General features: G+C 69.2%; 19 protein-coding genes. 16 read left to right on the top strand and 3 right to left on the bottom strand.

Annotated elements, in window-relative coordinates; translation table 11 throughout:
- From GH736_RS02245 to GH736_RS02170, 16 genes are all read left to right on the top strand, one after another.
- Nucleotides 1–1,672: DNA polymerase (locus GH736_RS02245; RefSeq protein WP_235933801.1), on the top strand; the 1,672-nt coding region annotated here is incomplete at its 5' end.
- A 97-nt stretch (nucleotides 1,673–1,769) separates the two neighbouring features.
- Nucleotides 1,770–3,443, top strand: coding sequence for a DUF885 domain-containing protein (locus GH736_RS02240; RefSeq protein ID WP_159599857.1), 1,674 nt, complete (start codon nucleotides 1,770–1,772; stop codon nucleotides 3,441–3,443).
- A gap of 145 nt (nucleotides 3,444–3,588) precedes the next feature.
- The gene (locus GH736_RS02235) at nucleotides 3,589–5,925 is read left to right on the top strand and encodes a metallophosphoesterase (protein ID WP_159599855.1); all 2,337 of its coding nucleotides are present in this window, start codon (nucleotides 3,589–3,591) and stop codon (nucleotides 5,923–5,925) included.
- A 171-nt stretch (nucleotides 5,926–6,096) separates the two neighbouring features.
- On the top strand, nucleotides 6,097–7,548 hold the full coding sequence (gene rpsA, locus GH736_RS02230; protein WP_159599853.1) for a 30S ribosomal protein S1: 1,452 nt from the start codon (nucleotides 6,097–6,099) through the stop codon (nucleotides 7,546–7,548).
- Nucleotides 7,549–7,659: 111 nt separating this feature from the next.
- Nucleotides 7,660–8,271, top strand: a complete 612-nt coding sequence (gene coaE, locus GH736_RS02225) for a dephospho-CoA kinase (protein ID WP_159599851.1) — start codon at nucleotides 7,660–7,662, stop codon at nucleotides 8,269–8,271.
- 61 nt (nucleotides 8,272–8,332) lie between these two features.
- Complete coding sequence (uvrB, locus tag GH736_RS02220) at nucleotides 8,333–10,399, top strand: excinuclease ABC subunit UvrB (RefSeq protein WP_159599850.1); 2,067 nt, start codon at nucleotides 8,333–8,335, stop codon at nucleotides 10,397–10,399.
- Nucleotides 10,400–10,523: 124 nt separating this feature from the next.
- A complete protein-coding gene (gene uvrA / locus GH736_RS02215) occupies nucleotides 10,524–13,415 on the top strand; it encodes an excinuclease ABC subunit UvrA (RefSeq protein WP_159599848.1) in 2,892 nt (963 codons plus the stop codon).
- A 5-nt stretch (nucleotides 13,416–13,420) separates the two neighbouring features.
- A complete protein-coding gene (uvrC, locus tag GH736_RS02210) occupies nucleotides 13,421–15,370 on the top strand; it encodes an excinuclease ABC subunit UvrC (protein ID WP_159599846.1) in 1,950 nt (649 codons plus the stop codon).
- A gap of 36 nt (nucleotides 15,371–15,406) precedes the next feature.
- Nucleotides 15,407–16,282, top strand: coding sequence for an RNase adapter RapZ (gene rapZ, locus GH736_RS02205; protein ID WP_159599844.1), 876 nt, complete (start codon nucleotides 15,407–15,409; stop codon nucleotides 16,280–16,282).
- Between the two features lie 36 nt (nucleotides 16,283–16,318).
- The gene (gene whiA / locus GH736_RS02200; protein WP_159599842.1) at nucleotides 16,319–17,299 is read left to right on the top strand and encodes a DNA-binding protein WhiA; all 981 of its coding nucleotides are present in this window, start codon (nucleotides 16,319–16,321) and stop codon (nucleotides 17,297–17,299) included.
- 198 nt (nucleotides 17,300–17,497) lie between these two features.
- Entirely contained in the window at nucleotides 17,498–18,124 is a 627-nt protein-coding gene (locus GH736_RS02195) for a superoxide dismutase (RefSeq protein WP_159599840.1), read from the top strand.
- A 93-nt stretch (nucleotides 18,125–18,217) separates the two neighbouring features.
- Complete coding sequence (gene gap, locus GH736_RS02190; RefSeq protein ID WP_159599838.1) at nucleotides 18,218–19,222, top strand: type I glyceraldehyde-3-phosphate dehydrogenase; 1,005 nt, start codon at nucleotides 18,218–18,220, stop codon at nucleotides 19,220–19,222.
- An 11-nt stretch (nucleotides 19,223–19,233) separates the two neighbouring features.
- The gene (locus GH736_RS02185) at nucleotides 19,234–20,448 is read left to right on the top strand and encodes a phosphoglycerate kinase (protein ID WP_159599836.1); all 1,215 of its coding nucleotides are present in this window, start codon (nucleotides 19,234–19,236) and stop codon (nucleotides 20,446–20,448) included.
- Nucleotides 20,439–21,227, top strand: coding sequence for a triose-phosphate isomerase (gene tpiA, locus GH736_RS02180; protein WP_159599834.1), 789 nt, complete (start codon nucleotides 20,439–20,441; stop codon nucleotides 21,225–21,227). The genes GH736_RS02185 and tpiA overlap by 10 nt, the downstream gene beginning before the upstream one ends.
- Before the next feature lie 87 nt (nucleotides 21,228–21,314).
- Entirely contained in the window at nucleotides 21,315–21,566 is a 252-nt protein-coding gene (gene secG, locus GH736_RS02175) for a preprotein translocase subunit SecG (protein ID WP_159599832.1), read from the top strand.
- Nucleotides 21,567–21,576: 10 nt separating this feature from the next.
- Nucleotides 21,577–21,945: an RNA polymerase-binding protein RbpA gene (locus GH736_RS02170; protein ID WP_159599830.1), complete on the top strand. Its 369-nt coding sequence runs from the start codon at nucleotides 21,577–21,579 to the stop codon at nucleotides 21,943–21,945.
- Between the two features lie 82 nt (nucleotides 21,946–22,027).
- Here the strand turns inward: GH736_RS02170 and pgl are convergent, their stop codons facing one another.
- Genes pgl through zwf form a run of 3 tightly spaced genes read right to left on the bottom strand, consistent with a single transcriptional unit; the run spans nucleotide 22,028 to nucleotide 25,292 of the window.
- Entirely contained in the window at nucleotides 22,028–22,798 is a 771-nt protein-coding gene (gene pgl / locus GH736_RS02165; protein ID WP_159599828.1) for a 6-phosphogluconolactonase, read from the bottom strand.
- A gap of 11 nt (nucleotides 22,799–22,809) precedes the next feature.
- Nucleotides 22,810–23,754 carry a glucose-6-phosphate dehydrogenase assembly protein OpcA gene (locus GH736_RS02160; protein ID WP_159599826.1) on the bottom strand — a complete coding sequence of 315 codons (945 nt, stop codon included), beginning with the start codon at nucleotides 23,752–23,754 and terminating at the stop codon, nucleotides 22,810–22,812.
- Nucleotides 23,751–25,292 carry a glucose-6-phosphate dehydrogenase gene (gene zwf, locus GH736_RS02155; RefSeq protein ID WP_159599824.1) on the bottom strand — a complete coding sequence of 514 codons (1,542 nt, stop codon included), beginning with the start codon at nucleotides 25,290–25,292 and terminating at the stop codon, nucleotides 23,751–23,753. The genes GH736_RS02160 and zwf overlap by 4 nt, the downstream gene beginning before the upstream one ends.
- Nucleotides 25,293–25,294: the final 2 nt, after the last annotated feature.

Genomic DNA, 25,294 nt, shown 5'->3' with positions numbered 1-25,294 from the left:
GACGGCGGCCGAACCGGCCGGACTCGGGCTGAGCCTCGAGATCGTCGACGGCCGCGTGATCGGAGCCGGCATCGCCGCGTCCGACGAGACGGTGCAGCTCGCCTGGCGGGCCGGTGACGCCGACGCGGCGCCCTTCGAAGCGTGGCTCGCGGGTGACGCGCCCAAGATCATGACCGATGCCAAGGCGCAGCTCAAGGCGGCCGCGCGATCGGGCCTCCCGGTCGCGGGCCTGGTGCTCGACACGCTGGTCGCCGGGTGGCTCATCCGGCCGATCCTCGCGGAGAAGTCGCTGGCCGACCTCGTGTCGTTCCACCTCGGCGAGACCGTCCCGCAGGCCGACCCGTCGCTGCTCGTTCCCGAGGAGGGAAGCGACGCGGGTACGCCTGAGTACGCCTGGTACACGCTGCGCCTCGCACCCGTGGTCCTCCGCGCGCTCTCCGAGAGCTCGCGTCGTCTGCTCGCCGAGATCGAGATGCCGCTCGTACCGGTGCTCGCCGCGATGGAGCTCCGGGGCGTCACGGTCGACCACGCCGAGCTCGCGTCCCTGTCCGCGGAGCTCGGCGCGCGCGCCATGGAGCTCGCACAGGCGGCCTTCGGTGAGATCGGTCGTGAGGTGAACCTCGGTTCGCCCAAGCAGCTCCAGGAGGTGCTGTTCGAACAGCTCGGCATGCCGAAGACCCGCTCCACCAAGACCGGCTACACGACCGACGCGAGCGCCCTGGCCGACCTGCAGGAGTCCAATCCGCACCCGTTCCTCGGCTACCTCCTCGAGCACCGCGACGTGACGAAGCTGCGGCAGATCGTCGAATCGCTCGACAAGGCGATCGCTGCCGACGGCCGCATCCACACGTCCTACGGCCAGATCGGTGCGGCCACCGGGCGCATGTCGTCGAACGACCCGAACCTGCAGAACATCCCCATCCGCACCGAGGACGGCCGTCGGATCCGCAAGGCGTTCCGGCACGGACCCGAGTACACCGAGCTGCTGACAGCCGACTACTCGCAGATCGAGATGCGGATCATGGCCCATCTCTCGGGCGACCCCGGTCTCATCGAAGCGTTCAACGCCGGCGAGGACCTGCACCGCTTCGTCGGCGCGCGGGTGTTCGCAGTCGAGCCGTCCGACGTGACGTCGCTCATGCGCACGAAGGTGAAGGCGATGTCGTACGGCCTCGCCTACGGGCTGAGCGCGTTCGGCCTGTCGAAGCAGCTCCGCATCGAACGCGCCGAGGCGCAGCAGCTCATGCGCGAGTACTTCGAGCGCTTCGGGGCGGTACGCGACTACCTCAGGGGGGTCGTCGAGCAGGCGAAGATCGACGGATACACCGAGACGATCTTCGGGCGCCGACGGCCATTCCCCGATCTCTCGAGCCCCAACCGCGTGCTCCGCGAGAACGCCGAACGCGCGGCGCTGAACTCCCCGATCCAGGGCTCGGCCGCCGACATCATGAAGATCGCGATGACGAGCGTCGAGGCCGACATCGCTGCGAAGGGCCTCGAGAGCCGCATGCTCATGACGGTGCACGACGAGCTCATCTTCGAGGTCGCCGACGGCGAGTCCGAGGTGTTGGAGCAGGTCGTCCGCGACCGCATGGCCAACGCCGCCGAGCTGCTCGTGCCGCTCGACGTGCAGATCGGCCGGGGCGCCGACTGGGACGACGCGGCGCACTGACCGGTGGCGCGGGTGCATGCTCTCGACGGCATGCGACGGCCTGAAGCTGTTCCAGATCGCCCCGCCGAGCGTCAGCGGGGTGTCATAGGCTCGACGCATGGCATCGAGTGAGCGCACCCCGTCCGACGTCGACCGCATCGCAGAGGGGTGGGTCGACACGCTCGTCGAGCTGAACCCCGCAGTGGGCACGTACATCGGTCGGCCCACGGCCGACGACCGCCTCGCCGACTACTCGCCCGACGGCCACGCCCGGTCGATCGAGGCCACGCGTGCGGCGCTCGAGGCGCTCCGGGCGGCCGAACCCGCCGACGACGTCGACCGCATCACCGTCGCCGACCTCGGCAGCGAACTGGATCTCACCCTCGAGAGCCACGACGCGAAGCTCCACCTCCGCGACCTCAACGTCATCGCGAGCCCGGCGCAGGAGATCCGCGAGGTGTTCGACCTCATGCCCACCGAGTCGCGCGATGACTGGGAGCGTATCGCCGCGCGTCTCGACGCCGTTCCCGGCGCGATCGACGGGTACGTCGCCACCTTGCGTGCGGGCGGCGCCGAGGGCGTCGTGCCGGCCGTCCGGCAGGTGCGCGAGGTCGCCGCGCAGGCCCATCGCATCGCCAAGGCCGACGGCTTCTTCGCCACCTTCGCCGAGCAGGCGAAGACCGGCGAGGGCGAACTCCCCGAGTCGCTGCACCGAGAGCTCGAGCGTGCGGCATCCGGTGCTGCAGCCGCCTACGGCGAGCTGGCCGAATTCCTCGAACGGGAGCTGCAACCGATCGCGGGGGAGCGCGACGGCGTGGGGCGCGAGATCTACGCCCTGCAGTCCCGGCGGTTCCTCGGCGCCGTGATCGACCTCGACGAGACGTACGAGTGGGGCATCGAGGAGCTCGCGCGCATGGTCGCCGAACAGGAGGCCATCGCCGACGAGATCCTTCCCGGGGCATCCGTGGCCGAGGCGATCGCGCACCTCGACGGCGACCCGTCGCGCAAGCTGCACGGCACCGATGCACTGCAGCGCTGGATGCAGGAGACGAGCGACCGGGCCGTGGCCGAGCTCGGCGCCACGCAATTCGACATCCCCGCCGAGATCCGCACGCTCGAATGCATGATCGCGCCGACCCAGGAGGGTGGCATCTACTACACCGGGCCGAGCGACGACTTCACCCGGCCGGGGCGCATGTGGTGGTCGGTGCCCGAGGGCGTCACCGAGTTCGACACGTGGCGCGAGCTCACCACCGTGTACCACGAGGGCGTCCCCGGTCACCACCTGCAGATCGGCCAGGCCGTGGTGAACCGCGGCAAGCTCAACACCTGGCGGCGACAGCTCGCCGGCACCTCCGGGCACGCAGAGGGGTGGGCGCTGTATGCCGAGCGCCTCATGGAGGGCCTCGGCTACCTCGACGACCCCGCCGACCGCCTCGGCATGCTCGACGGCCAGCGCATGCGCGCGGCTCGCGTCGTGCTCGACATCGGCGTGCACCTCGGCAAGCAGCGACCCGACGGCAAGGGCCCGTGGACGGGGGAGTACGCGCTCGAGTTCCTCTCCCAGAACGTGAACATGAACGAGGGGTTCGTGCGCTTCGAGGTGAACCGGTACCTCGGCTGGCCCGGGCAGGCGCCGTCGTACAAGGTCGGCCAGCGCATCTGGGAGCAGCTGCGCGACGAGGTGGCACGGCGCGAAGGCGACCGGTTCGACATCCGGGAGTTCCACCGTCGCGCGCTCGACCTCGGCGGCGTCGGCCTCGACACGCTGCGCGGAGCGCTGCTCGGCTGAGTCCCGAGCGGGATCACCGCCCCCGTTCGGGGGTGTGGCGGACGCACCCGGGTCGGCGTAGACCTAGCCCTGTCGAGCCGGCCCGCGGCTCGCGCTGGAAGTTCCAATGACCCGAGTTGGACGCGTTTCCCGATCGAGACGGTTGGTGGCGGCATCCATTGCCGCCACCGCCTCGCTCGCGGCGCTCATGCTCGTTCCCGCCGACACCGCCGTCGCGGCGGAGGACGACTTCACCATCGTCGTGATCCCCGACACGCAGGGGTACACGAACACCGGCGGCATCGACGCCATCTTCGACCAGCAGACGCAGTGGATCGTCGACCAGCGCGACCAGTTGGACACCAGGTTCGCGATCCACGTCGGCGACCTCGTCGAATCCTGGCCGAACGTGAACCAGTGGGCGCGCGCGAGCCGGTCGATGGCCATCCTCGACGCGGCGGGCGTCCCGAGTTCCGTCCTCCCGGGGAACCACGACCTCAGCATCACGACCGGGGAGTCGAGCACGTACGACACGTACTTCCCGCCGAGCCGCTACTCCGCCGCGACGTGGAACTCCGCCTCGGTGCGATACGGCGGCTACCTCGGCCAGAACCAGTTCGGGCCGGATGGCATCGATCGGAAGAACAAGGACAACTACGCGCTGCTCGATGCCGGCGGACTCAAGCTCCTCATCGTGAACCTGGAGTTCGAGTCGCCCGCTTACTCCCTCGCCTGGGCGCAGCGCGTCATCGACGCGCACCCCGATCGCCGCGTCATCCTCGCGACGCACGGCTTCATCACCACCAGCGGCACTCGTTCGAACACGGTCATCCGCACCGACACGACGCCGAAGTCGGCGAACGACGTGTGGAACGAGCTCGTCTACCGCAACTGCAGCATCTTCATGGTGGTCAACGGGCATTGGCACGACGGCGAGTTGAGCGAGGCCCGCCGCACCGATCCGAATGCGTGCGGCAGGCCCGTGCACCAGGTCCTGAGCGACTACCAGGACCGTGCCAACGGCGGGAACGGCTGGCTGCGGTATTACACGTTCCACCCCGCCACCGACACGATCGACGCCTTCACCTACTCGCCGTACCTGCAGCAGATGGAGAACGACGCGGACAGCCGCTTCACGCTGTCGTACGACATGCACGCGCCCGCGGGCGGGGAGCCGGTGACGCTGCTCGCCGGCGGCTCCGCGTGGAGCTGGCGCTACGAGGCCGGGGCCTGGCCGACCGGTTGGAACACCGAATCGTTCGTCGACACCGCATGGGCGCGGGGCGGGGCGCCGCTCGGCCGCGGATCCACCTCCATCGTGACGGTGATCGACAAGCCCCTGCCCACCACCAATCGCCCGATCAGCATGCTGTTCCGACATCGCGTCGACATCGCTCGGGCCGGCGAACTCAGCGACGTGCGCGTGATCACCCGTGCCGACGACGGCGTGGTGGTGCACGTGAACGGCGTCGAGATCGGTCGATCGAGGATGCCCACGGGCACCGTGACGTCGGGCACCTATGCCACCGCGGCGCCGAGGACGTCGGTCGCGACCGCCACCCCGACCGAGTTCACCGTCCCCGCCGGACTGCTGCACGACGGGACCAACACGATCGCGGCATCCACCCACCTCAACTACAAGGGCACCACGGATGCCTCGTTCGACCTGGTCATGTCCGCGACCCGCGTGCAGGACACCGAGCCGACCGCACCGGCGCCGCCGGCGCTCACGGCAGACAGCACCCACGAGGACGTGACCCTCTCGTGGACGCCGGGTGACGCGACGCCGGTGCAGAGCTGGAAGATCACGAAGGACGGCCAGCCCCTCGGCACGGTGGCCGGCGGCACGACGACGACGGTCGACACGGACGTCCAGCCGGCGACGGCGTACACGTACGGCGTCCGGGCCGTGGGGACGACCGGCCTCGAATCCGCCGAGACTCGGGTCGAGGTGTCCACGGATGCGGCTCCGTCCGAACCGGTGCCCGTGGTGCTGCTCCAGCCGGGAAGCGAGTGGCGCTGGCAGTACCGCACCGGCAGTTGGCAGGCGGGCTGGACCACGGCCGCGTTCGACGATGGCGCATGGAACAGGGGCAGGGCGCTGTTCGGCTTCGGCACGGCCGGCATCGTGACCACCGTCGACGTCCCGCCGCCGACGTCGGGCCGGCCGCTCAGCGCGCAGTTCCGGCATTCGTTCACGGTGCCCGACGCCGACGCGCTGACGGGCGTCACGCTGACGACCCGTGCCGACGACGGCGTGATCGTGTTCGTGAACGGCGTCGAGGTGGCACGGAGGAACCTGCCCACCGGGGTGATCGGCGCGGGCTCGTACGCGACGGCGGCGCCGCGGACCACGGCAGCACCACAGGTCGTGGTCACGATCCCCGCATCCGCGTTGCGTGACGGGGTGAACACCGTCGCGGCATCCGTGCACCTCAACTACCGCGCGACCCCCGACATGACGTTCGATGCGAGGATCGATGCGATGGCGCCTCCCGGGTGACGCAGCGAGCGGATGCCGGCGCGGCGCGATGCCGGATTGCGGCCCACGCCCACCATTGGCTAGGATAGAGCGTCACTCGTGTGACATCCCTGTCCGCATGCCCATCGCGGAACCACATAACGCTCTACCTCGCGATGGGCTCGATTCTGTCCTTTACGGAGCATTCACTACATGACAACCGCAACGACCAAGGCACCCAAGCAGGTCGCGATCAACGACATCGGATCTGCTGACGATTTCCTCGCCGCGGTCGAGAAGACTTTGAAGTTCTTCAACGACGGCGACCTCATCGAGGGCACCGTCGTGAAGATCGACCGCGACGAGGTGCTCCTCGACGTCGGCTACAAGACCGAGGGCGTCATCCCCTCGCGTGAGCTTTCCATCAAGCACGACGTCGACCCCAGCGAGGTCGTCGGCGTCGGCGACACCGTCGAGGCGCTCGTTCTCCAGAAGGAGGACAAGGAAGGCCGCCTCATCCTGTCGAAGAAGCGTGCGCAGTACGAGCGCGCATGGGGCGACGTGGAGAAGATCAAGGAGGCCGACGGCGTCGTGACCGGTTCGGTCATCGAGGTCGTCAAGGGCGGCCTGATCGTCGACATCGGCCTCCGCGGCTTCCTGCCGGCGTCGCTCATCGAGCTCCGCCGCGTGCGCGACCTCACGCCGTACCTCGGCCAGGAGATCGAGGCGAAGATCCTTGAGCTCGACAAGAACCGCAACAACGTCGTGCTCTCGCGCCGCGCGCTCCTCGAGCAGACGCAGTCCGAGTCGCGCTCGACCTTCCTCGCGAACCTCCACCCGGGCCAGATCCGCAAGGGCGTCATCTCGTCGATCGTCAACTTCGGTGCGTTCGTCGACCTCGGTGGCGTCGATGGTCTCGTCCACGTGTCCGAGCTCTCGTGGAAGCACATCGAGCACGCCAGCGAGGTCGTCGAGGTCGGCCAGGAGGTCACCGTCGAGGTGCTCTCCGTCGAGCTCGACCGCGAGCGCGTCTCCCTGTCGCTCAAGGCGACGCAGGAGGACCCGTGGCAGGTCTTCGCCCGCACCCACGCGATCGGCCAGGTCGCACCGGGCAAGGTCACGAAGCTCGTGCCGTTCGGTGCGTTCGTGCGCGTCGCAGACGGCATCGAGGGCCTCGTGCACATCTCGGAGCTGTCGGGCAAGCACGTCGAGCTCGCAGAGCAGGTCGTGTCGGTCGGCGAAGAGGTCTTCGTCAAGGTCATCGACATCGACCTCGAGCGTCGCCGCATCTCGCTCTCGCTGAAGCAGGCGAACGAGGGCGTCGACCCCGAGGGCACCGAGTTCGACCCGGCGCTCTACGGCATGCTCACCGAGTACGACGAGCAGGGCAACTACAAGTACCCCGAGGGCTTCGACCCCGAGACCAACGAGTGGCGCGAGGGCTTCGAGGCCCAGCGCGAGAAGTGGGAGCAGGACTACGCTGCCGCCCAGGCTCGCTGGGAGGCGCACAAGAAGCAGGTCGCCGCGGCGAACGCTGCCGCTGTGGCCGACGACTCGTTCACCTCGGGTGCCGCATCGTTCTCGAGCGACTCGGCCGGCGCGGGCACCCTCGCCGACGACGCGTCGCTCGCGGCGCTGCGCGAGAAGCTCTCGAGCAACAACTAGTCGCGATCCGCGATACGGAAGGCCGGTCCCATCGGGGCCGGCCTTCCGGCGTCTCCCCGTGCCGTCGAGTGCGGCCCAGGGCGACGAGTGCGACCCCGATAGAGTGAAGGCGTGTATCTGATCGGTCTCACTGGCGGAATCGCCTCAGGCAAGTCCACCGTCGCGCGTCGCCTCGTGGAGCACGGAGCGGTGCACATCGACGCCGACCAGCTGGCCCGGCGGGTCGTCGAGCCCGGCAAGCCGGCCCTTGCCGCGATCGTCGAGGAGTTCGGTCCCGGCGTGTTGCGGGCCGACGGCAGCCTCGACCGGGCGAAGCTCGGCGAGCTCGTGTTCGCCGACGAGCCGGCACGTGCCAAGCTCAACGCGATCGTCCATCCGGCGGTGCGGGCGCTCTCGGCCAAGCTCATCGAGCGAGCTGCGGAGGAGGACCCAGACGCGGTCGTCGTCTACGACGTCCCGCTCCTCGTCGAAGCGGCCGTCGACCATCCGTTCGACCTCGTCGTCGTCACGAACGCGCCCCGCAAGACCCAGGTCGAGCGGCTCGTCGAGCAGCGCGGGTTCGACCCGCTCCAGGCGCAGGCGCGCGTCGACGCCCAGGTGGACAACACGTCCAGGCTGGCGATCGCCGACGTCGTCATCGACACCGACGGCTCGCTGGCGCACACCATGAGCCAGGCCGATGCCCTCTGGAATCGGATCAGGGCGGAGCGCACCTCCGCGTAGCCGCTGTTCGCGGGGAGCTGACTCGGCCGGAGTGTCGGCGGCCGAACCTAGACTTGATGGCATGCAGGCCACGCGATCCGTCCGTCCGTTCGAGGTCGTGAGCGACTACACGCCGAGCGGTGATCAGCCGACGGCGATCGCAGAGCTCGCGGGCCGCATCAACGCGGGCGAGACCGATGTGGTGCTCCTCGGCGCCACGGGCACCGGCAAGTCGGCCACCACCGCGTGGCTGATCGAGCAGGTCCAGCGGCCGACGCTCGTGCTCGCGCACAACAAGACGCTGGCGGCCCAGCTCGCCACAGAGTTCCGTGAACTCATGCCCAACAACGCGGTCGAGTACTTCGTCTCCTACTACGACTACTACCAGCCCGAGGCCTACGTCCCGCAGACCGACACCTTCATCGAGAAGGATTCGTCGGTCAACGCCGAGGTCGAGCGGCTCCGGCATTCCACGACGAACTCGCTGCTCAGCCGGCGCGACGTGGTGGTGGTGTCCACGGTGTCGTGCATCTACGGCTTGGGCACCCCTGAGGAGTACTTGAAGGCGATGATGCCGCTCCAGGTCGGGCAGCGTGTCGACCGAGACTGGCTGATCCGCAAGTTCGTCTCGATGCAGTACCAGCGCAACGACGTCGACTTCTCGCGCGGCAACTTCCGCGTGCGCGGCGACACCATCGAGATCATCCCGATCTACGAGGAGCTCGCGATCCGCATCGAGATGTTCGGCGACGAGATCGAGGCGCTCTACCACCTGCATCCGCTCACCGGCCAGGTCGTTGAGAAGCTCGACGCCGTGCCGGTCTTCCCCGGCTCGCACTACGTCGCGAGCACCGACGTCATGCAGCGCGCGATCGGCACGATCCGCCTCGAGCTCGAGGAGCGGCTGGCTGAGCTCGAGCGCGAGGGCAAGCTGCTCGAGGCGCAGCGGCTGCGCATGCGCACCACGTTCGACCTCGAGATGATGGAGCAGATCGGGTTCTGCTCGGGCATCGAGAACTACTCGCGGCACATCGATGGTCGGGCACCCGGCGAAGCGCCGCACTGCCTGCTCGACTACTTCGCCGACGACTTCCTGGTCGTGATCGACGAATCCCACGCGACCGTCCCGCAGATCGGCGCGATGTTCGAGGGCGACTCGTCGCGCAAGCGCACGCTCGTCGAGCACGGATTCCGGCTCCCGAGTGCCCTCGACAACCGCCCGCTGAAGTGGGACGAGTTCAAGTCGCGGGTCGGCCAGACCGTCTACCTTTCGGCCACGCCGGGCCGCTACGAGATGGGCATCGCCGACGGCGTGGTGGAGCAGATCATCCGGCCGACCGGCCTGGTCGACCCGCAGATCGTGGTGAAGCCGTCGAAGGGACAGATCGACGACCTCCTCGAGGAGATCCGGGTCCGCGCCGAGCGCGACGAGCGCGTGCTCGTCACGACGCTCACGAAGCGCATGGCCGAGGAGCTCACCGACTTCCTCACGGAGGCCGGCGTCAGGGTGCGCTACCTGCACTCCGACGTCGACACGCTTCGTCGCGTCGAGCTCCTCACCGAGCTGCGCGCAGGCGTCTACGACGTGCTGGTGGGCATCAACCTGCTCCGCGAGGGACTCGACCTCCCCGAGGTGTCGCTCGTCGCCATCCTCGACGCCGACAAGGAGGGGTTCCTCCGGTCGTCGACCTCGCTCATCCAGACGATCGGCCGTGCAGCGCGCAACGTCTCCGGTGAGGTGCACATGTACGCCGACGTGCTCACCGACTCGATGGCCGCGGCGATCGACGAGACGACGCGTCGCCGCGACCGGCAGCTCGAGTACAACCGGGCCAACGGCATCGACCCGCAGCCGCTGCGCAAGCGCATCGCCGACATCACCGAGGTGCTGGCGCGCGAGGAGGCCGACACGGCCGCGCTCCTCGCCGGCCGCGACGCTCGCAAGAAGTCGCCGGTGCCCAACCTGCGGCGCGAGGGGATCGCCGCCGAGGGGGCCAACGATCTCGAAGAGCTGATCCGCGACCTCAACGAGCAGATGCTCGAGGCAGCGGGCGAGCTGAAGTTCGAGCTGGCAGCCCGGCTCCGCGATGAGGTCTCCGAGTTGAAGCGGGAGCTGCGTCAGATGGAGAAGGCGGGCCACCTCGGCTGAACTCGCCACGCGCGAAGACCGGCCGCTACGTTGGCCGGGTCGGGGGAGGGTAATCGAACGTATGTTCGCTGAGAGCACGATCCACGCGCGGCTCCGTGTCAGTGGGCCTCCTTAGACTCGTAGGGTGCCAGTTTCACGTCTCGATGCCCATTCGCAGTTGAGTGTTCGCGGTGCCCGCGTGCACAACCTGCACAACGTCGACGTCGAGATCCCGCGCGATGCGATGGTCGTCTTCACGGGGCTCTCGGGCTCCGGCAAGTCGTCGCTCGCGTTCGACACGATCTTCGCCGAGGGGCAGCGCCGCTACGTCGAGTCGCTCTCGGCGTACGCCCGCCAGTTCCTCGGCCAGGTCGACCGGCCCGATGTCGACTTCATCGAGGGGCTGAGCCCCGCCGTGTCGATCGACCAGAAGTCCACGAACCGCAACCCGCGCTCGACGGTCGGCACGATCACCGAGATCTACGACTACATGCGCCTCCTCTGGGCGCGCATCGGCATCCCGCACTGTCCCGTCTGCGGCGAGCCCATCCAGCGGCAGACCGTGCAGCAGATCGCCGACCAGCTGATGGAGCTGCCCGAGGGCACCCGCTACCAGATCCTGAGCCCGGTGGTCTCGAAGAAGAAGGGCGAGTTCGTCGACCTCTTCCGCGAGCTCGCCGCCGGCGGCTACTCGCGTGCAGTGGTCGACGGCGAGGTCATCCGCCTCGACGAGCCGCCCCTGCTCAAGAAGCAGGTGAAGCACGACATCTCCGTCGTGATCGACCGGCTCGTCGCCGGCCCCGACGTCCTCGGCCGACTCACCGACTCGCTCGAGACCGCGCTGCGACTGACCGACGGCCTGGTGCAGGTGAACTACGTCGACGAGACCGGGCCCGCCGCATGGGCGACCTTCTCCGAGAAGCTGTCGTGCCCCAATCAGCACCCCATCCAGCTCACCGAGATCGAGCCGCGCACCTTCTCGTTCAACGCACCGTTCGGGGCGTGCCCCGAGTGCTCGGGCCTCGGCACCAGGATGTCGGTCGACGAGGAGCTGCTCCTGGGCGACCCCACCCTGAGCATCTCCGAGGGCGTCATCCTCCCGTGGACGTCGCAGGGCAAGAGCCTCTACAACTACTACGAGAAGCTCCTCGACGGCCTTGCCCGCGATCTCGGCTTCTCGCTCCGCACGCCCTGGGAGGAGTTGGCCGACGACGCACGCCAGGCCGTGCTGCGCGGAGACAACTTCGAGGTCAAGGTGCGCTGGCGCAACCGGTACGGCCGCGAGATGAGCTACTCGTCGGGCTTCGAGGGGGTCGTTCCGTACATCGAACGGCAGTACCTCCAGGCCGAGACCGACGTGCAGCGCGCGCGCTGGTCGGAGTACCTCCGCGAGGTTCCCTGCCCGGTGTGCGACGGCAAGCGGTTGAAGCCCGAGGTGCTGTCGGTGCTCATCCACGACCACAGCATCGCCGACGTGGGCCTGCTCAGCCTCACCGACGCCAGGTCCTTCATGGACCGCCTCGAGCTCACCGATCGCGAGCAGGCCATCGCAGCGCAGGTGCTGCGCGAGATCAAGCTCCGGCTCGACTTCCTCATCCGCGTCGGCCTCAGCTACCTCGACCTCGCGCGTGCTGCTGCGACGCTCTCCGGCGGTGAGGCCCAGCGCATCCGGCTCGCGACCCAGATCGGCTCCGGTCTCACCGGCGTCCTGTACGTGCTCGACGAGCCGAGCATCGGCCTGCACCAGCGCGACAACCGTCGGCTCATCGACACGCTCGTTGCGCTCCGCGACCTCGGCAACACGCTGATCGTCGTCGAGCACGACGAGGACACGATCCGCACCGCGGACTGGATCGTCGACATCGGCCCCGGCGCCGGCGTGAACGGCGGCACCGTCGTGCATTCCGGCAGCTACGCCGACCTCCTGAAGAACACGCGGTCGCTCACCGGCGACTACCTGTCGGGGCGCAAGGAGATCGCCATTCCGGCACGTCGCCGACCGATCGACCCGGCTCGCATGATCGGCGTGCAGGGCGCCGAGGCCAACAACCTCCGCGGCGTCGACGTCGAGTTCCCGCTGGGCACCTTCACCGCGGTCACCGGCGTCAGCGGCTCGGGCAAGTCGTCGCTCGTCAACGACATCCTCTACCGGGTGCTCGCCAACCGGCTCAACGGGGCGCGCAAGGTCCCGGGCAAGCATCGGCGAGTGACCGGCATCGACCAGCTCGACAAGGTCGTGCACGTCGACCAGGCACCGATCGGGCGCACGCCGCGCTCGAACCCGGCGACCTACACGGGCGTGTTCGACCGCATCCGCACCCTGTTCTCCGAGACCACCGAGGCGAAGGCGCGCGGCTACCTGCCCGGGCGTTTCAGCTTCAACGTCAAGGGCGGCCGCTGCGAGGCCTGCTCGGGCGACGGCACCATCAAGATCGAGATGAACTTCCTGCCCGACGTCTACGTCGCCTGCGAGGTCTGCGGCGGTCAGCGGTACAACCGCGAAACGCTGCAGGTGCACTACAAGGGCAAGAACATCGCGGAGGTGCTCCAGATGCCGATCAGCGAGGCTGCGGAGTTCTTCGAGCCCATCTCGGCCATCCACCGCTACCTCAAGACGCTCGTCGACGTCGGCCTCGGGTACGTCCAGCTCGGTCAGAGCGCCACCACGTTGTCGGGTGGCGAGGCGCAGCGCGTGAAGCTCGCGACGGAGCTGCAGCGGCGTTCGAACGGCCGGAGCGTCTACGTCCTCGACGAGCCCACCACGGGCCTGCACTTCGAGGACGTGCGCAAGCTCCTCAAGGTGCTCGGCAAGCTCGTCGACAAGGGCAACACGGTCATCGTCATCGAGCACAGCCTCGACGTCATCAAGTCGGCCGACTGGGTCATCGACCTCGGTCCGGAGGGCGGCTCGGGGGGCGGACAGGTCGTCGCGACCGGAACACCCGAGCAGGTCGCGCGCGTGGCCACCAGTCACACCGGCTACTTCCTCCGTGAGATCTTCGACGCGGCATCCGTGCACGCCGAGGTCGCCAGCTGACGAGGATGACCGACACCGTCCCATATCGGCCGAAGCCGGGGGAGATCCCCACCGACCCGGGGGTCTACCGATTCCTCGACGCCGACCGCCGCGTGCTCTACGTCGGCAAGGCGAAGAACCTCCGTGCCCGCCTCTCGAACTACTTCGCTCCGCTGCGCACCCTGCACGAGCGCACCCGGCGCATGGTCACGACGGCTGCGTCGGTGGAGTGGACCGTCGTGCAGAGCGACGTCGAGGCGCTGCAGCTCGAGATCACGTGGATCAACCAGCTCCACCCGCCGTTCAACGTCCGATTCAAGGACGACAAGTCCTACCCGTACCTCGTGGTGACGCTCGGCGACGAGGCGCCGCGCGCCATGATCTCCCGGCGGCGCGGAATCCCCGGCGCCCGGTACTTCGGGCCCTATCCGAAGGTCTGGGCGGTCAACGAGACGCTCGACCTGCTCATGAAGCTGTTCCCGATCCGCACGTGCAAGGACAGCGACTACCGGCGGGCGATGGCGAGTGGCAAGCCGTGCTTCGCGGGACAGATCGGCAAGTGCTTCGGACCGTGCTCGGGCAAGGTGACGATCGAGGAGCATCGCGCCAACGTCGATCGGTTCGTCGCGTTCATGCAGAACCAGGATCGCAGGATCCTCGGGGATCTCACGCGACGCATGCAGGCGGCCGCGGCCGTCCAGGACTACGAGTCCGCCGCCCGCCGGCGCGATGAGCTGCAGGCCGCCACGGCGTTCTTCGAGAAGAGCGCGGTCGTGCTCGGCGAGAAGGTCGACCTCGACGTGTTCGGCATCGACCACGACGAGCTCGCGGCCGCCGTCCACCTGTTCATCGTGCGATCCGGCCGGGTGCGCGGCGTGCGCTCGTGGACCGTCGACAAGGAGCTCGACGTCCCGTTGGGCGAGCTCGTCGACTCCGTGCTGCAGAATGCGTACGGCGAGGATCTCACCCCACCCGCCGAGGTGGTGGTGCCCGAGCTGCCCGACGATGCTGCGGCCGTCGAGGACTGGCTCGCCGGCCTCGCAGGCCGGAAGGTGCGGCTGCGTGCCGCCCAGCGCGGCGACAAGGCGGCCTTGCTCGACACCGCCAGCCAGAACGCACGACAGGCGCTGATGCTGTACAAGACGCGGCGCAGCGCCGACTTCACGACGCGTTCCCGTGCACTGGAGGACATCCAGGAGGCGCTCGGTATGGCGGATGCGCCGCTGCGCATCGAGTGCTTCGACGTGTCCCACCTCAGCGGCACGAACATCGTCGCGTCGATGGTCGTCTTCGAGGACGGGCTCCCTCGCAAGGACGAGTACCGGCGGTTCACGATCCCGAACTCCACCGATGACACCGATTCCATCCACCAGGTGCTGACGCGGCGCCTCGCCTACCTCGCGCGGCCCGACGCCGGCACCTCCGACGGCGGCACGGCCGACACGGCTGACAGCGCGAGCGCGGCCGACGGCGTCACCGGCGCGGAAGCGGATGCCGCGGCATCCGAGCGGCGCAAGAAGTTCGCCTACCGGCCGAACCTGCTCGTGGTCGACGGAGGCGAACCGCAGGTCGCCGCCGCCGCACGAGCGCTCGAGGAGTCGGGTGTCGAGGGCATCTACCTCTGCGGCATCGCCAAGCGACTCGAGGAGATCTGGACTCCCGAGGCGGATTTCCCGGTGATCCTGCCGCGCAACAGCGATGCGCTGTTCCTCTTCCAGCGGGTCCGCGACGAGGCGCACCGTTTCGCGATCACCCACCAGCGTCAACGCCGCAAGCGCGACATCGGCACCGTGCTGTCCGACATCCCGGGTCTCGGTCCCACGCGCGTGAAGGAGTTGCTGAAGCACTTCGGCTCCGTGACGCGGCTCCGCGGGGCGAGCGAAGCCGACATCGCCGAGGTCAAGGGCATCGGGCCGGCGCTCGCGACCACCATCCACGCGCACCTGCACGCCGACGGCGTGTCGGCGCCCCGCTAGGCTGGAGTGTCGACGCGCGGAAGGGGGCCCGAGACGATGGCAGCCGAAGCCGAGCACCAGGAGATGCTCATCGTCACCGGGATGTCCGGCGCCGGGCGGTCCACCGTCGGCAACGCCCTTGAAGACCTCGGCTGGTACGTGGTCGACAACCTGCCGCCGCAGATGCTCCGCCCGCTCGTCGAGCTGGTCGAGCGCGCCGGGGCCTCGCTGCCGCGGATCGCCGCGGTGGTCGACGTGCGTGGTCGCGACTTCTTCTCCGAGCTGCAGGACATCATCCAGGCGCTGCGCACCGGCGTGAACGTGCGCGTCGTGTTCCTCGACGCGACCGACGCGGTGCTCGTCCGCCGCTTCGAGTCGGTGCGACGTCCGCACCCCCTGCAGGGCAACGGCACGCTGCTCGACGGCATCGGTGCCGAGCGCACGCGGCTGGCCGAGCTGCGCGAGTCGAGCGACATCGTCGTCGACACGTCAGACCTGAACATCCACCAGCTCGCGACCCTCATCACCGAGACGTTCGCCGAGGCCGGCCGGGCCGGTCTTCGCGTCACCCTGCTGAGCTTCGGGTTCAAGTACGGCCTGCCGACCGACGCCGACCTCGTCGCCGACGCCCGCTTCCTGCCGAACCCCTTCTGGATCCCCGAGCTGCGGCACCTGAGTGGCGAGGACGCCGCCGTCGCCGAGTACGTGCTCGACCAGCCGGGCGCCCGGGAGTTCATCGACGCCTATGCGACGGCGCTCGAGCCGGTGATGGCCGGATACCAGCGTGAGAACAAGCGACACGCGACCATCGCGATCGGATGCACCGGCGGCAAGCACCGCTCGGTGGCGCTCGTCCGCGAGCTCGCCGACCGACTCGGGCAGTTCCCGGGCGTGGCGGTCAGCGTGAAGCACCGCGATCGCGGCCGTGAATGACCCGGCCGCGCGACATGAAGAAGGAAAGGACCTGACGTGGCACTGACCGCCGATGTGAAAGAGGAATTGGCGCGGGTCGAGGTGCCGAAGACCACCGTGCGGGCCGCTGAACTGGCCTCGGTGCTGCGCTTCGCCGGTGGGCTGCACATCATCTCGGGACGCATCGCCATCGAGGCCGAGCTCGACTCACCGACGATCGCCCGGCGTGTGACGCGCGACCTCGGCGAGCTCTACGGCGTGCGGCCCGACGTGTCGGTCATCTCGCCCTCGGGCATCCGGCGGTCGAACCAGTACCTCGTGCGCGTGCTCGACGGCGGCGAGACCCTCGCCCGCCAGACCGGCCTCCTCGACGCACGCCGCCGACCCGTCCGCGGGCTTCCCAACAAGCTCACGACGGGGTCGCGCGACGACGTCGCGGCCGTCTGGCGCGGCGCGTTCCTCGCGCATGGCAGCCTCACCGACCCGGGCCGCTCCGCCGCGCTCGAGATCACCTGCCCGGGCAACGAGACCGCGATGGCCCTCGTCGGCGCCGCCGGGCGGCTGGGCATCTCGGCGAAGGCCCGCGAGGTGCGGGGCGTGCACCGGGTCGTGATCCGCGACGGCGAGGCGATCAGCTCGATGCTCGCGCTCATGGGCGCCACCGACACCGTGCGCAACTGGGAGGAGCTGCGGCAGCGTCGTGAGGTCCGTGCCACGGCGAACCGGCTCGTGAACTTCGACGACGCCAACCTCCGCCGGTCGGCCCAGGCCGCCGTGGCCGCCTGCGCGCGCGTCGAGCGAGCCATGGAGCTGCTCGGCGACGACATCCCCGATCACCTGAAGTACGCCGGAGAGCTGCGGCTCGCGCACCGCGACGCGAGCCTCGACGAGCTCGGCCACCACGCCGACCCGCCCATGACGAAGGACGCCGTCGCGGGTCGTATCCGCCGCCTCCTCGCGATGGCGGACAAGCGCGCGGCCGACCTCGGCGTGCCCGGCACGGAGGCGAGCCTGCCCTCCGACCTCGACGACGTCTGAGCCGCCGCCGAGCGCGCCTTGGCCCCGAGCAGCACGTTGCAGACGACGAGCGGATGCCGCGGCATCCGCTCGTCGTCATGCGCCGTCGCAGTCGGTCAACCCCGATGGGCCACCCACGGGCCGGGCATAGACTCGTTGGTGCGGCCGCGGAACACCGGGCAGGAGCCCGGCACGCCCGGCATCTGACAAGGAGAAGCAATGGCTGACTACACCCTCCCCGATCTCCCGTACGACTACTCGGCGCTGGAACCGTCGATCAGCGGCACGATCATGGAGCTGCACCACTCGAAGCACCACCAGGCGTACGTGACCGGCGCGAACACCGCCCTGACGCAGCTCGCCGAAGCACGAGACTCGGGCAACCTCGCCAACGTCAACAAGCTCGAGAAGGACCTCGCGTTCAACCTCGGCGGCCACGTCAACCACTCGATCTTCTGGACCAACCTCTCGCCCGACGGCGGCGACAAGCCCACCGGTGACCTCGCCTCGGCGATCGACGAGCACTTCGGGTCCTTCGACAAGTTCCAGGCCCACTTCACCGCCACCGCGCTCGGCGTGCAGGGCTCCGGCTGGGCCGTCCTCGCATGGGACTCGATCGGCCAGCGCCTGATCATCGTGCAGTTCTTCGACCAGCAGGCGAACCTTCCTGCGGGCATCGTGCCGCTGCTCATGCTCGACGTCTGGGAGCACGCGTACTACCTCGACTACAAGAACGTGCGCGCCGATTACGTCAAGGCGTTCTGGAACATCGCGAACTGGGAGAACGTCCAGCAGCGCTTCACCACCGCACGCGAGAAGACCTCAGGGCTGCTGCTACTGTCGTAGCGGATGGTGTCCCCGGACCCGTCCGGGGACACCGCCGTCCGATCCGTTCACCTTGGAATCGCGCATTCGCGCACGTCAATTCAGGAGACATCCGTGTCCGTAAAGATCGGCATCAACGGCTTCGGCCGCATCGGCCGCAACTACTTCCGCGCCGCCCTCGCCCAGGGCGCCGACCTCGAGATCGTCGCCGTGAACGACCTCACCGACAACAAGACGCTCGCCCACCTGCTGAAGTACGACTCGATCACGGGCCGCCTCGACGCGACCGTCGACTACGACGACGACAACATCATCGTCAACGGCAAGGCGATCAAGGCGTTCGCGGAGCGCGACCCGGCGAACCTCCCGTGGGGCGAGCTCGGCGTCGACATCGTCATCGAGTCGACCGGCTTCTTCACCAAGGCCGCCGACGCGCGCAAGCACATCACGGCCGGCGCCAAGAAGGTGCTGATCTCGGCGCCCGCGACCGACGAGGACGCCACGTTCGTCATGGGCGTGAACGAGGACGAGTACGACCCGGCCTCGCACCACATCATCTCGAACGCGTCGTGCACGACGAACTGCCTCGCGCCGCTCGCGAAGGTGTTCAACGACGCGTTCGGCATCGAGCGCGGGCTCATGACCACGGTCCACGCCTACACCGCCGACCAGAACCTCCAGGACGGCCCCCACAAGGACCTCCGTCGCGCGCGTGCCGCCGCGATCAACATCGTGCCCACCTCCACGGGCGCCGCGAAGGCGATCGGCCTCGTGCTGCCCGAGCTCGTCGGCAAGCTCGACGGCTTCGCCCTGCGCGTGCCGGTTCCCACCGGCTCGATCACCGACCTCACCGTCACGGCATCGCGCCCGGTGACGGTCGACGAGGTGAAGGCGGCCTACAAGGCGGCCGCCGAGGGGCCGATGAAGGGCATCCTCAAGTACACGGAAGACGAGATCGTCTCGAGCGACATCGTCTCCGACCCGCACTCGTCGATCTTCGACGCCGGGCTGCTGCGCGTCCTCGGCGACCAGGTGAAGCTCTCGAGCTGGTACGACAACGAGTGGGGCTACTCGAACCGTCTCGTCGACCTGACCGAGTACGTCGCCGAACGCCTCTGAATCGAGCATCCGTGACCCTGCGAACGATCGACAGCCTCGGTCCGCTCGCCGGCAAGCGCGTCGTCGTCCGTTGTGACCTCAACGTCCCCCTCCAGGGATCGGTCATCACGGACGACGGCCGCGTGCGGGCGTCGGTCCCCACCCTCGAGGCCCTCACGGGCCAGGGAGCCCGTGTGATCGTGGTCTCCCACCTCGGCCGGCCCGACGGCTCGCCCGACCCCAAGTACAGCCTCGCCCCCGTCGCCGCACGGCTCGATGAGCTGATCGACGCGCCCGTCGCCTTCGCGACCGACACGGTCGGCGCGGATGCCGCGGCGAAGGTCGAGGCGCTCGGCGATGGCGAGATCCTCGTGCTCGAGAACCTGCGGTTCAACGCGGGGGAGACCTCGAAGAACGAGGCCGAGCGCACCGCGTTCGCCGGCGAGCTGGCCGGCTTCGCCGACGCCGTCGTCTCCGACGGCTTCGGCGTCGTGCACCGCAAGCAGGCGAGCGTCTACGAGCTCGAGCAGCTGCGGCCGAGCGCCGCCGGCCTCCTGATCGCATCGGAGCTCGACGTGCTCGACCGGCTCACCGAGTCGCCCGAGCGCCCGTACACGGTGGTGCTCGGCGGCTCGAAGGTCTCCGACAAGCTGGGCGTGATCGCGCACCTGCTGCCGCGCGTGGACACCCTCCTCATCGGCGGCGGCATGCTGTTCACCTTCCTCGCGGCACAGGGTCACAAGGTCGGATCGAGCCTCCTCGAGGCAGACCAGATCGAGACGGTCAAGGGCTACCTCGCCGAGGCTGAGGAGCGCGGCGTGTCGATCGTGCTGCCGACCGACGTGGTCGTCGCGGCATCCTTCTCGGCCGAAGCCGAGCACGTGGTCACCGCGGCCGACGCGATCGAGGAGACGCCGTTCGGTGCATCCGGACTCGGCCTCGACATCGGCCCCGCCACGGCGGCGGCCTTCGCCGAGCAGATCCGCGCGTCGAAGACGGTGTTCTGGAACGGCCCGATGGGCGTGTTCGAACTCGCGCCGTTCGCAGCCGGCACCAAGGCCGTGGCCGAGGCGCTCACCGAGGTCGACGGGCTCAGCGTCGTCGGCGGCGGCGACTCCGCAGCGGCAGTGCGGCAGCTCGGATTCAGCGATGACCGGTTCGGTCACATCTCGACGGGCGGCGGGGCGAGCCTCGAGTTCCTCGAGGGCAAGAAGCTCCCCGGACTGGAGGTCCTCGGATGGCAGTGAAGCGCACCCCGTTCATCGCGGGCAACTGGAAGATGAACCTCGACCACCTGCAGGCGATCGCATTCGTGCAGAAGCTCGCGTGGGCGCTGGCCGACGCGAAGCACGACTTCGCCGACGCGGAGGTCGCCGTGTTCCCGCCGTTCACCGACCTGCGTTCGGTGCAGACGCTGGTGTCGGCCGACTCGCTGCCCATCGCATACGGGGCACAGGATGTCTCGGCGCACGACTCGGGCGCCTACACGGGCGAGATCTCGGGCGCGTTCCTGGCGCAGCTCGACTGCCGGTACGTGATCATCGGACACTCCGAGCGTCGCACGCTGCACCACGAGACCGACGCCGACGTGAACGCCAAGGTGCTCGCCGCGCACCGCCACGGGCTCGTTCCCGTGGTGTGCGTCGGCGAGACGGCCGACGACCTCGAGGCGCACGGTCCGAGTGCGGTGCCCGTGGCGCAGCTGCGCGCGGCGCTGGAGGGGGTCGACGGCTCCAAGGGGCTCGTCGTCGCCTACGAGCCCGTGTGGGCGATCGGGTCCGGCCAGGCCGCCACGCCCGCGCAGGCGGAGCAGGTCTGTTCGGCGCTCCGTGCGCTGATCGCCGAACTGCTCGGTGACGAGGTGGCTTCGGCCACGCGCATCCTCTACGGCGGATCGGTGAAGGCGGCGAACATCGCGTCGTTCCTTCGCGAACCCAACGTGGACGGCGCCCTCGTCGGCGGAGCGAGCCTCGACATCGACGAGTTCTCGAGCATCGTCCGGTTCAAGAAGCACGTCGGCGCGTAGGCGCTTCGCGCCATGGGCTGAGCCGCGGGTGCGGCTATACTCGATTGTCGGCACTGACACCCTGCGTCGTGCCCGGAAAGGTTCACCGTGGAGATTCTCCAGGTCGTCCTGCAGGTGCTGCTCGGTCTCACGAGCCTCCTGCTGACGCTGCTCATCCTGCTGCACAAGGGCCGTGGCGGCGGTCTGTCCGACATGTTCGGCGGCGGCGTCACGTCCAGCCTCGGCGCGTCCGGTGTGGCCGAGCGCAACCTCAACCGGATCACGGTGATCCTGGCGCTCATCTGGATCACGTGCATCGTGGTGCTGGGGCTCATCACCAAGTTCGACGCCGGAATCTGACGGGAACGCCATGGCATCAGGAAACAGCGCCATCCGGGGCTCGCGCGTCGGCGCGGGACCGATGGGCGAACAGGACCGCGGATTCCACGCCGACCGGGTGGCAGTGAGCTACTGGGACGCGCAGGGCAACGAGACCGTGCGGTACTTCGCGGCGAGCCTCCCCGAGGAGGAGATCCCCGAGATCATCGACAGCCCGTCGACCGGCCTTCCCGCCGGCCGCGACAAGGAGAACCCGCCCTCGGTCTCCAAGCTCGAGCCGTACAAGACGCACCTCGCCTACGTGAAGGAGCGGCGCACCGACGAGGAGGCCGCCGCGCTCCTCGAGGAGGCGCTGACGCAGCTCCGCGCCCGGCGCGGGCAGTCGGCTCCGCAGGACTGACGCACCGAACCGCATCGCAGACGACGAACGGGGCCAGCCGGAAGGCTGGCCCCGTTTCGCGTCTGGTCGGGTTGCGGGCGAGTCAGTAGTCGCGGGCGATGAGCGACTCGGGCACCTCGGCCGCGGCATCCGCGTCGACGAAGAAGACCGTGCGCCGCCGACCCTTGATGCCGGCGACCGGCACCTCGTCACGGCTCGCGCCGGCGAGGGCGAGGCCGAGTGCGGAGGCCTTGTCGGCACCGGCGAGCACCAGCCAGATGCGTTGCGACGAGTTGATCACCGGCCGGGTGAGGCTGAGCCGCTCGGGCGGCGGCTTGGGGGAGTTGCGCACCGGGATGACGGTGCGATCCGTCACCTGGATGCCCGAGCGATGCGGGAACAGCGAGGCGATGTGCCCGTCGGGCCCGACGCCGAGGAACGTGATGTCGAAGATCGGGTGATCGAGCCCGTCGACGCCGTGCTGCGAGAGCTCCGCCGCGTAGGCCTCGGCGGCCTCGTCGAGGCTCATGCCCGAATCGGAGGCCGGGAACGGGTGCACGTTCTCCGACGGAACGTCGAGGTCGCCGAGGAGGGCGACACGCGCCTGCTCGTCGTTCCGCTCGCCGTCACCGCCGGGCACCCACCGTTCGTCGCCCCACCAGAAGTGCACTCTCGACCAGTCGATCGAGGTGCGCGCCGGCGATGCGGCGACGGCGTCCAGGACGGCGGAACCCATCGAGCCGCCGGTCAGCACCACGTGGGCGACCGCCTGGGCATCGAGGATGTCGAGCATCTTCGTGATGAACCGCGCCGACACGGAACTCGCCAATGACGCCTTGTCGGGATGGACGAGCACCCGCCGTTCATTCGTCATGCATGGGCTCCTCACGCCTCCGCATCGCCGAGCAGCGACAGGCCGCTCGTGATCACTTCACCGTACAACTCATCGGGGTCGAGGCGGCGGAGCTCGTCGGCGAGGCAGTCGCGGAGGTTTCGCCGCGGCAGCGGCACGTCGTGCACGGGCTGGCCGGGCTGGCGGAGCGTCGCGATACCGGGAATGTCGCGGACGAGTTCGACCGCGCCGCTCTGCCGCTCGAGGTGCACGCCGTGGATGCCGTGCGAGCCGGCCTCGACCGGCGTGAGCTCGTACGTCGTCGGCGCGTCGAGCTGCAGCCGAAGCCACGCCGCGAGCAGGGTCGTGGACGGCGAGTCGATCGCCCCCGTGACGCGGACGCTCGTGATCTGCTCGTACGGCGGCTGGTCGAGCACCGCGGCGAGCTGGGCGCGCCACAGGGTGAGGCGGGTCCACGCGAAGTCCGCGTCGCCCGGCGTGTAGCTGGACGCGAGGCGCGCCAGCGCACCCTGCGGGTCGGGCTGCGTCGAGGCATCCGTGATCCGTCGGTGGGCGATGCGCCCGAGGGCCGCCTCACCGGGGACCTCGGGTGCCGCCCCGGGCCACCAGGTGACGACCGGCGCATCGGGCAGGAGGAGGGCCATGACGAGGCTCTCCTCATCGCGCGCGGCATCGCCGCACGCGCGGAGCACGATGACCTCGCTCGCGCCGGCGTCCCCGCCGACCCGGATCTCGGCGTCGAGCCGAGCCGCCGTGTCGGGCAGTTCGTGGGGATCGCTCGAGACCACGATGACCCGCATGGGGTGCTCGCGCGAGGCGTCGTTCGCGGCCTCGATGGCCTCCTCCTCGCTGCCGGGGGAGGTGGCGATGACGAGGGTGAGCACACGGCCCAGGGCGACGACGCCGCCCTCCTCGCGGATCTTCACCAGGGTCTTGGAGACCTGGCTGGTCGTCGTGTCGGGAAGTTCGACGATCATGGGCGCCTCCAGCTACGTCCGTCGCGGTGCAGGAGCTCGTCTGCCGAGCTCGGACCCCAGGTTCCGGGGCGGTACTGCTCGGGTTGACCCTGTGTCGCCCAGAACTCCTCGATGGGGTCGAGGATCTTCCAGGAGAGCTCGACCTCCTCCTGGCGGGGGAACAGCGGCGGGTCGCCCAGCAGCACATCGAGGATGAGCCGCTCGTAGGCCTCTGGGCTCGCCTCCGTGAAGGCGTGGCCGTAGCCGAAGTCCATCGTGACGTCGCGCACCTGCATGCCCGCGCCCGGCACCTTGGAGCCGAAGCGGATCGTGACGCCCTCGTCGGGCTGCACGCGGATGACGAGCGCGTTCTGGCCGAGCTGCGAGGTCTGGCTGTCGGCGAAGACCTGCTGCGGCGCGCGCTTGAACACGACCGCGATCTCGGTCACGCGTCGTCCGAGGCGCTTGCCCGCACGCAGGTAGAACGGCACGCCCGCCCATCGACGCGTGCCGATGAGCAGCTTCATGGCCGCGTAGGTCTCAGTCGTCGACTCCGGGTTCATGCCGTCCTCGTCGAGGAATCCGATGACCTTCTCGCCGCCCTGCCATCCGCCCGAGTACTGGCCGCGCGCCGTCCCCGTGGCCAGGTCGTCGGGCAGGCGCACCGCGGACAGGATCTTCTCCTTCTCGGCACGCAGGTCTGCGGCGTCGAACGAGATCGGCTCCTCCATCGCGGTCAGGGCGAGCAGTTGCAACAGGTGGTTCTGGATGACGTCCCGGGCCGCGCCGATGCCGTCGTAGTAGCCGGCTCGGCCGCCCACGCCGATGTCCTCGGCCATGGTGATCTGCACGTGGTCGACGAAGTTCGCGTTCCAGATGGGCTCGTAGAGCTGGTTCGCGAAGCGGAGCGCCAGGATGTTCTGGACGGTCTCCTTGCCGAGGTAGTGATCGATGCGGAACACCGAGTCGGGCGGGAACACGGAGGCCACGACGTCGTTCAGCTCGCGTGCGGACTGCAGGTCGGAGCCGAACGGCTTCTCGATGACGACGCGGCGCCACTGGTCGTCGGTCTGCTCGGCGAGGCCCGACCGCTTCAGCTGCGCGACCACCAGCGGGAACGACTTCGGCGGGATCGAGAGGTAGAACGCGTGGTTGCCCATGGTGCCGCGCTCACGGTCGAGCTCGTCGACGACCGCGTGGAGGCGGTCGAACGCCTCGTCGTCGTCGAAGTCGCCCTGCACGAAGCGGATGCCGCGTGCGAGCTGCTTCCACACGTCCTCACGGAACTCGGTGCGGGCGTACTGCCGCACCGAGTCGTGCACGACCTTCTCGAAGTCCTGGTCGTCCCAGTCCCGTCGCGCGAAGCCGACGAGCGCGAACCCCGGGGGGAGGAGCCCACGGTTCGCGAGGTCGTAGACCGCGGGCATGAGCTTCTTGCGGGACAGGTCGCCGGTCACCCCGAAGATGATGAGGCTCGACGGACCGGCGATCCGGTTGAGGCGGTAGTCCTTGGGCGAGCGCAGCGGATTGTGCTGCGCGGAGATCTCTGCCGGGGCCATGG

Origin of the sequence: Agromyces humi (assembly GCF_009720255.1) — a bacterium.
Lineage (GTDB): Bacteria > Actinomycetota > Actinomycetes > Actinomycetales > Microbacteriaceae > Agromyces > Agromyces humi.
The sequence above is the reverse complement of the archived record's forward strand: the minus strand, read 5'-3'. Positions and strand labels throughout refer to the sequence as shown.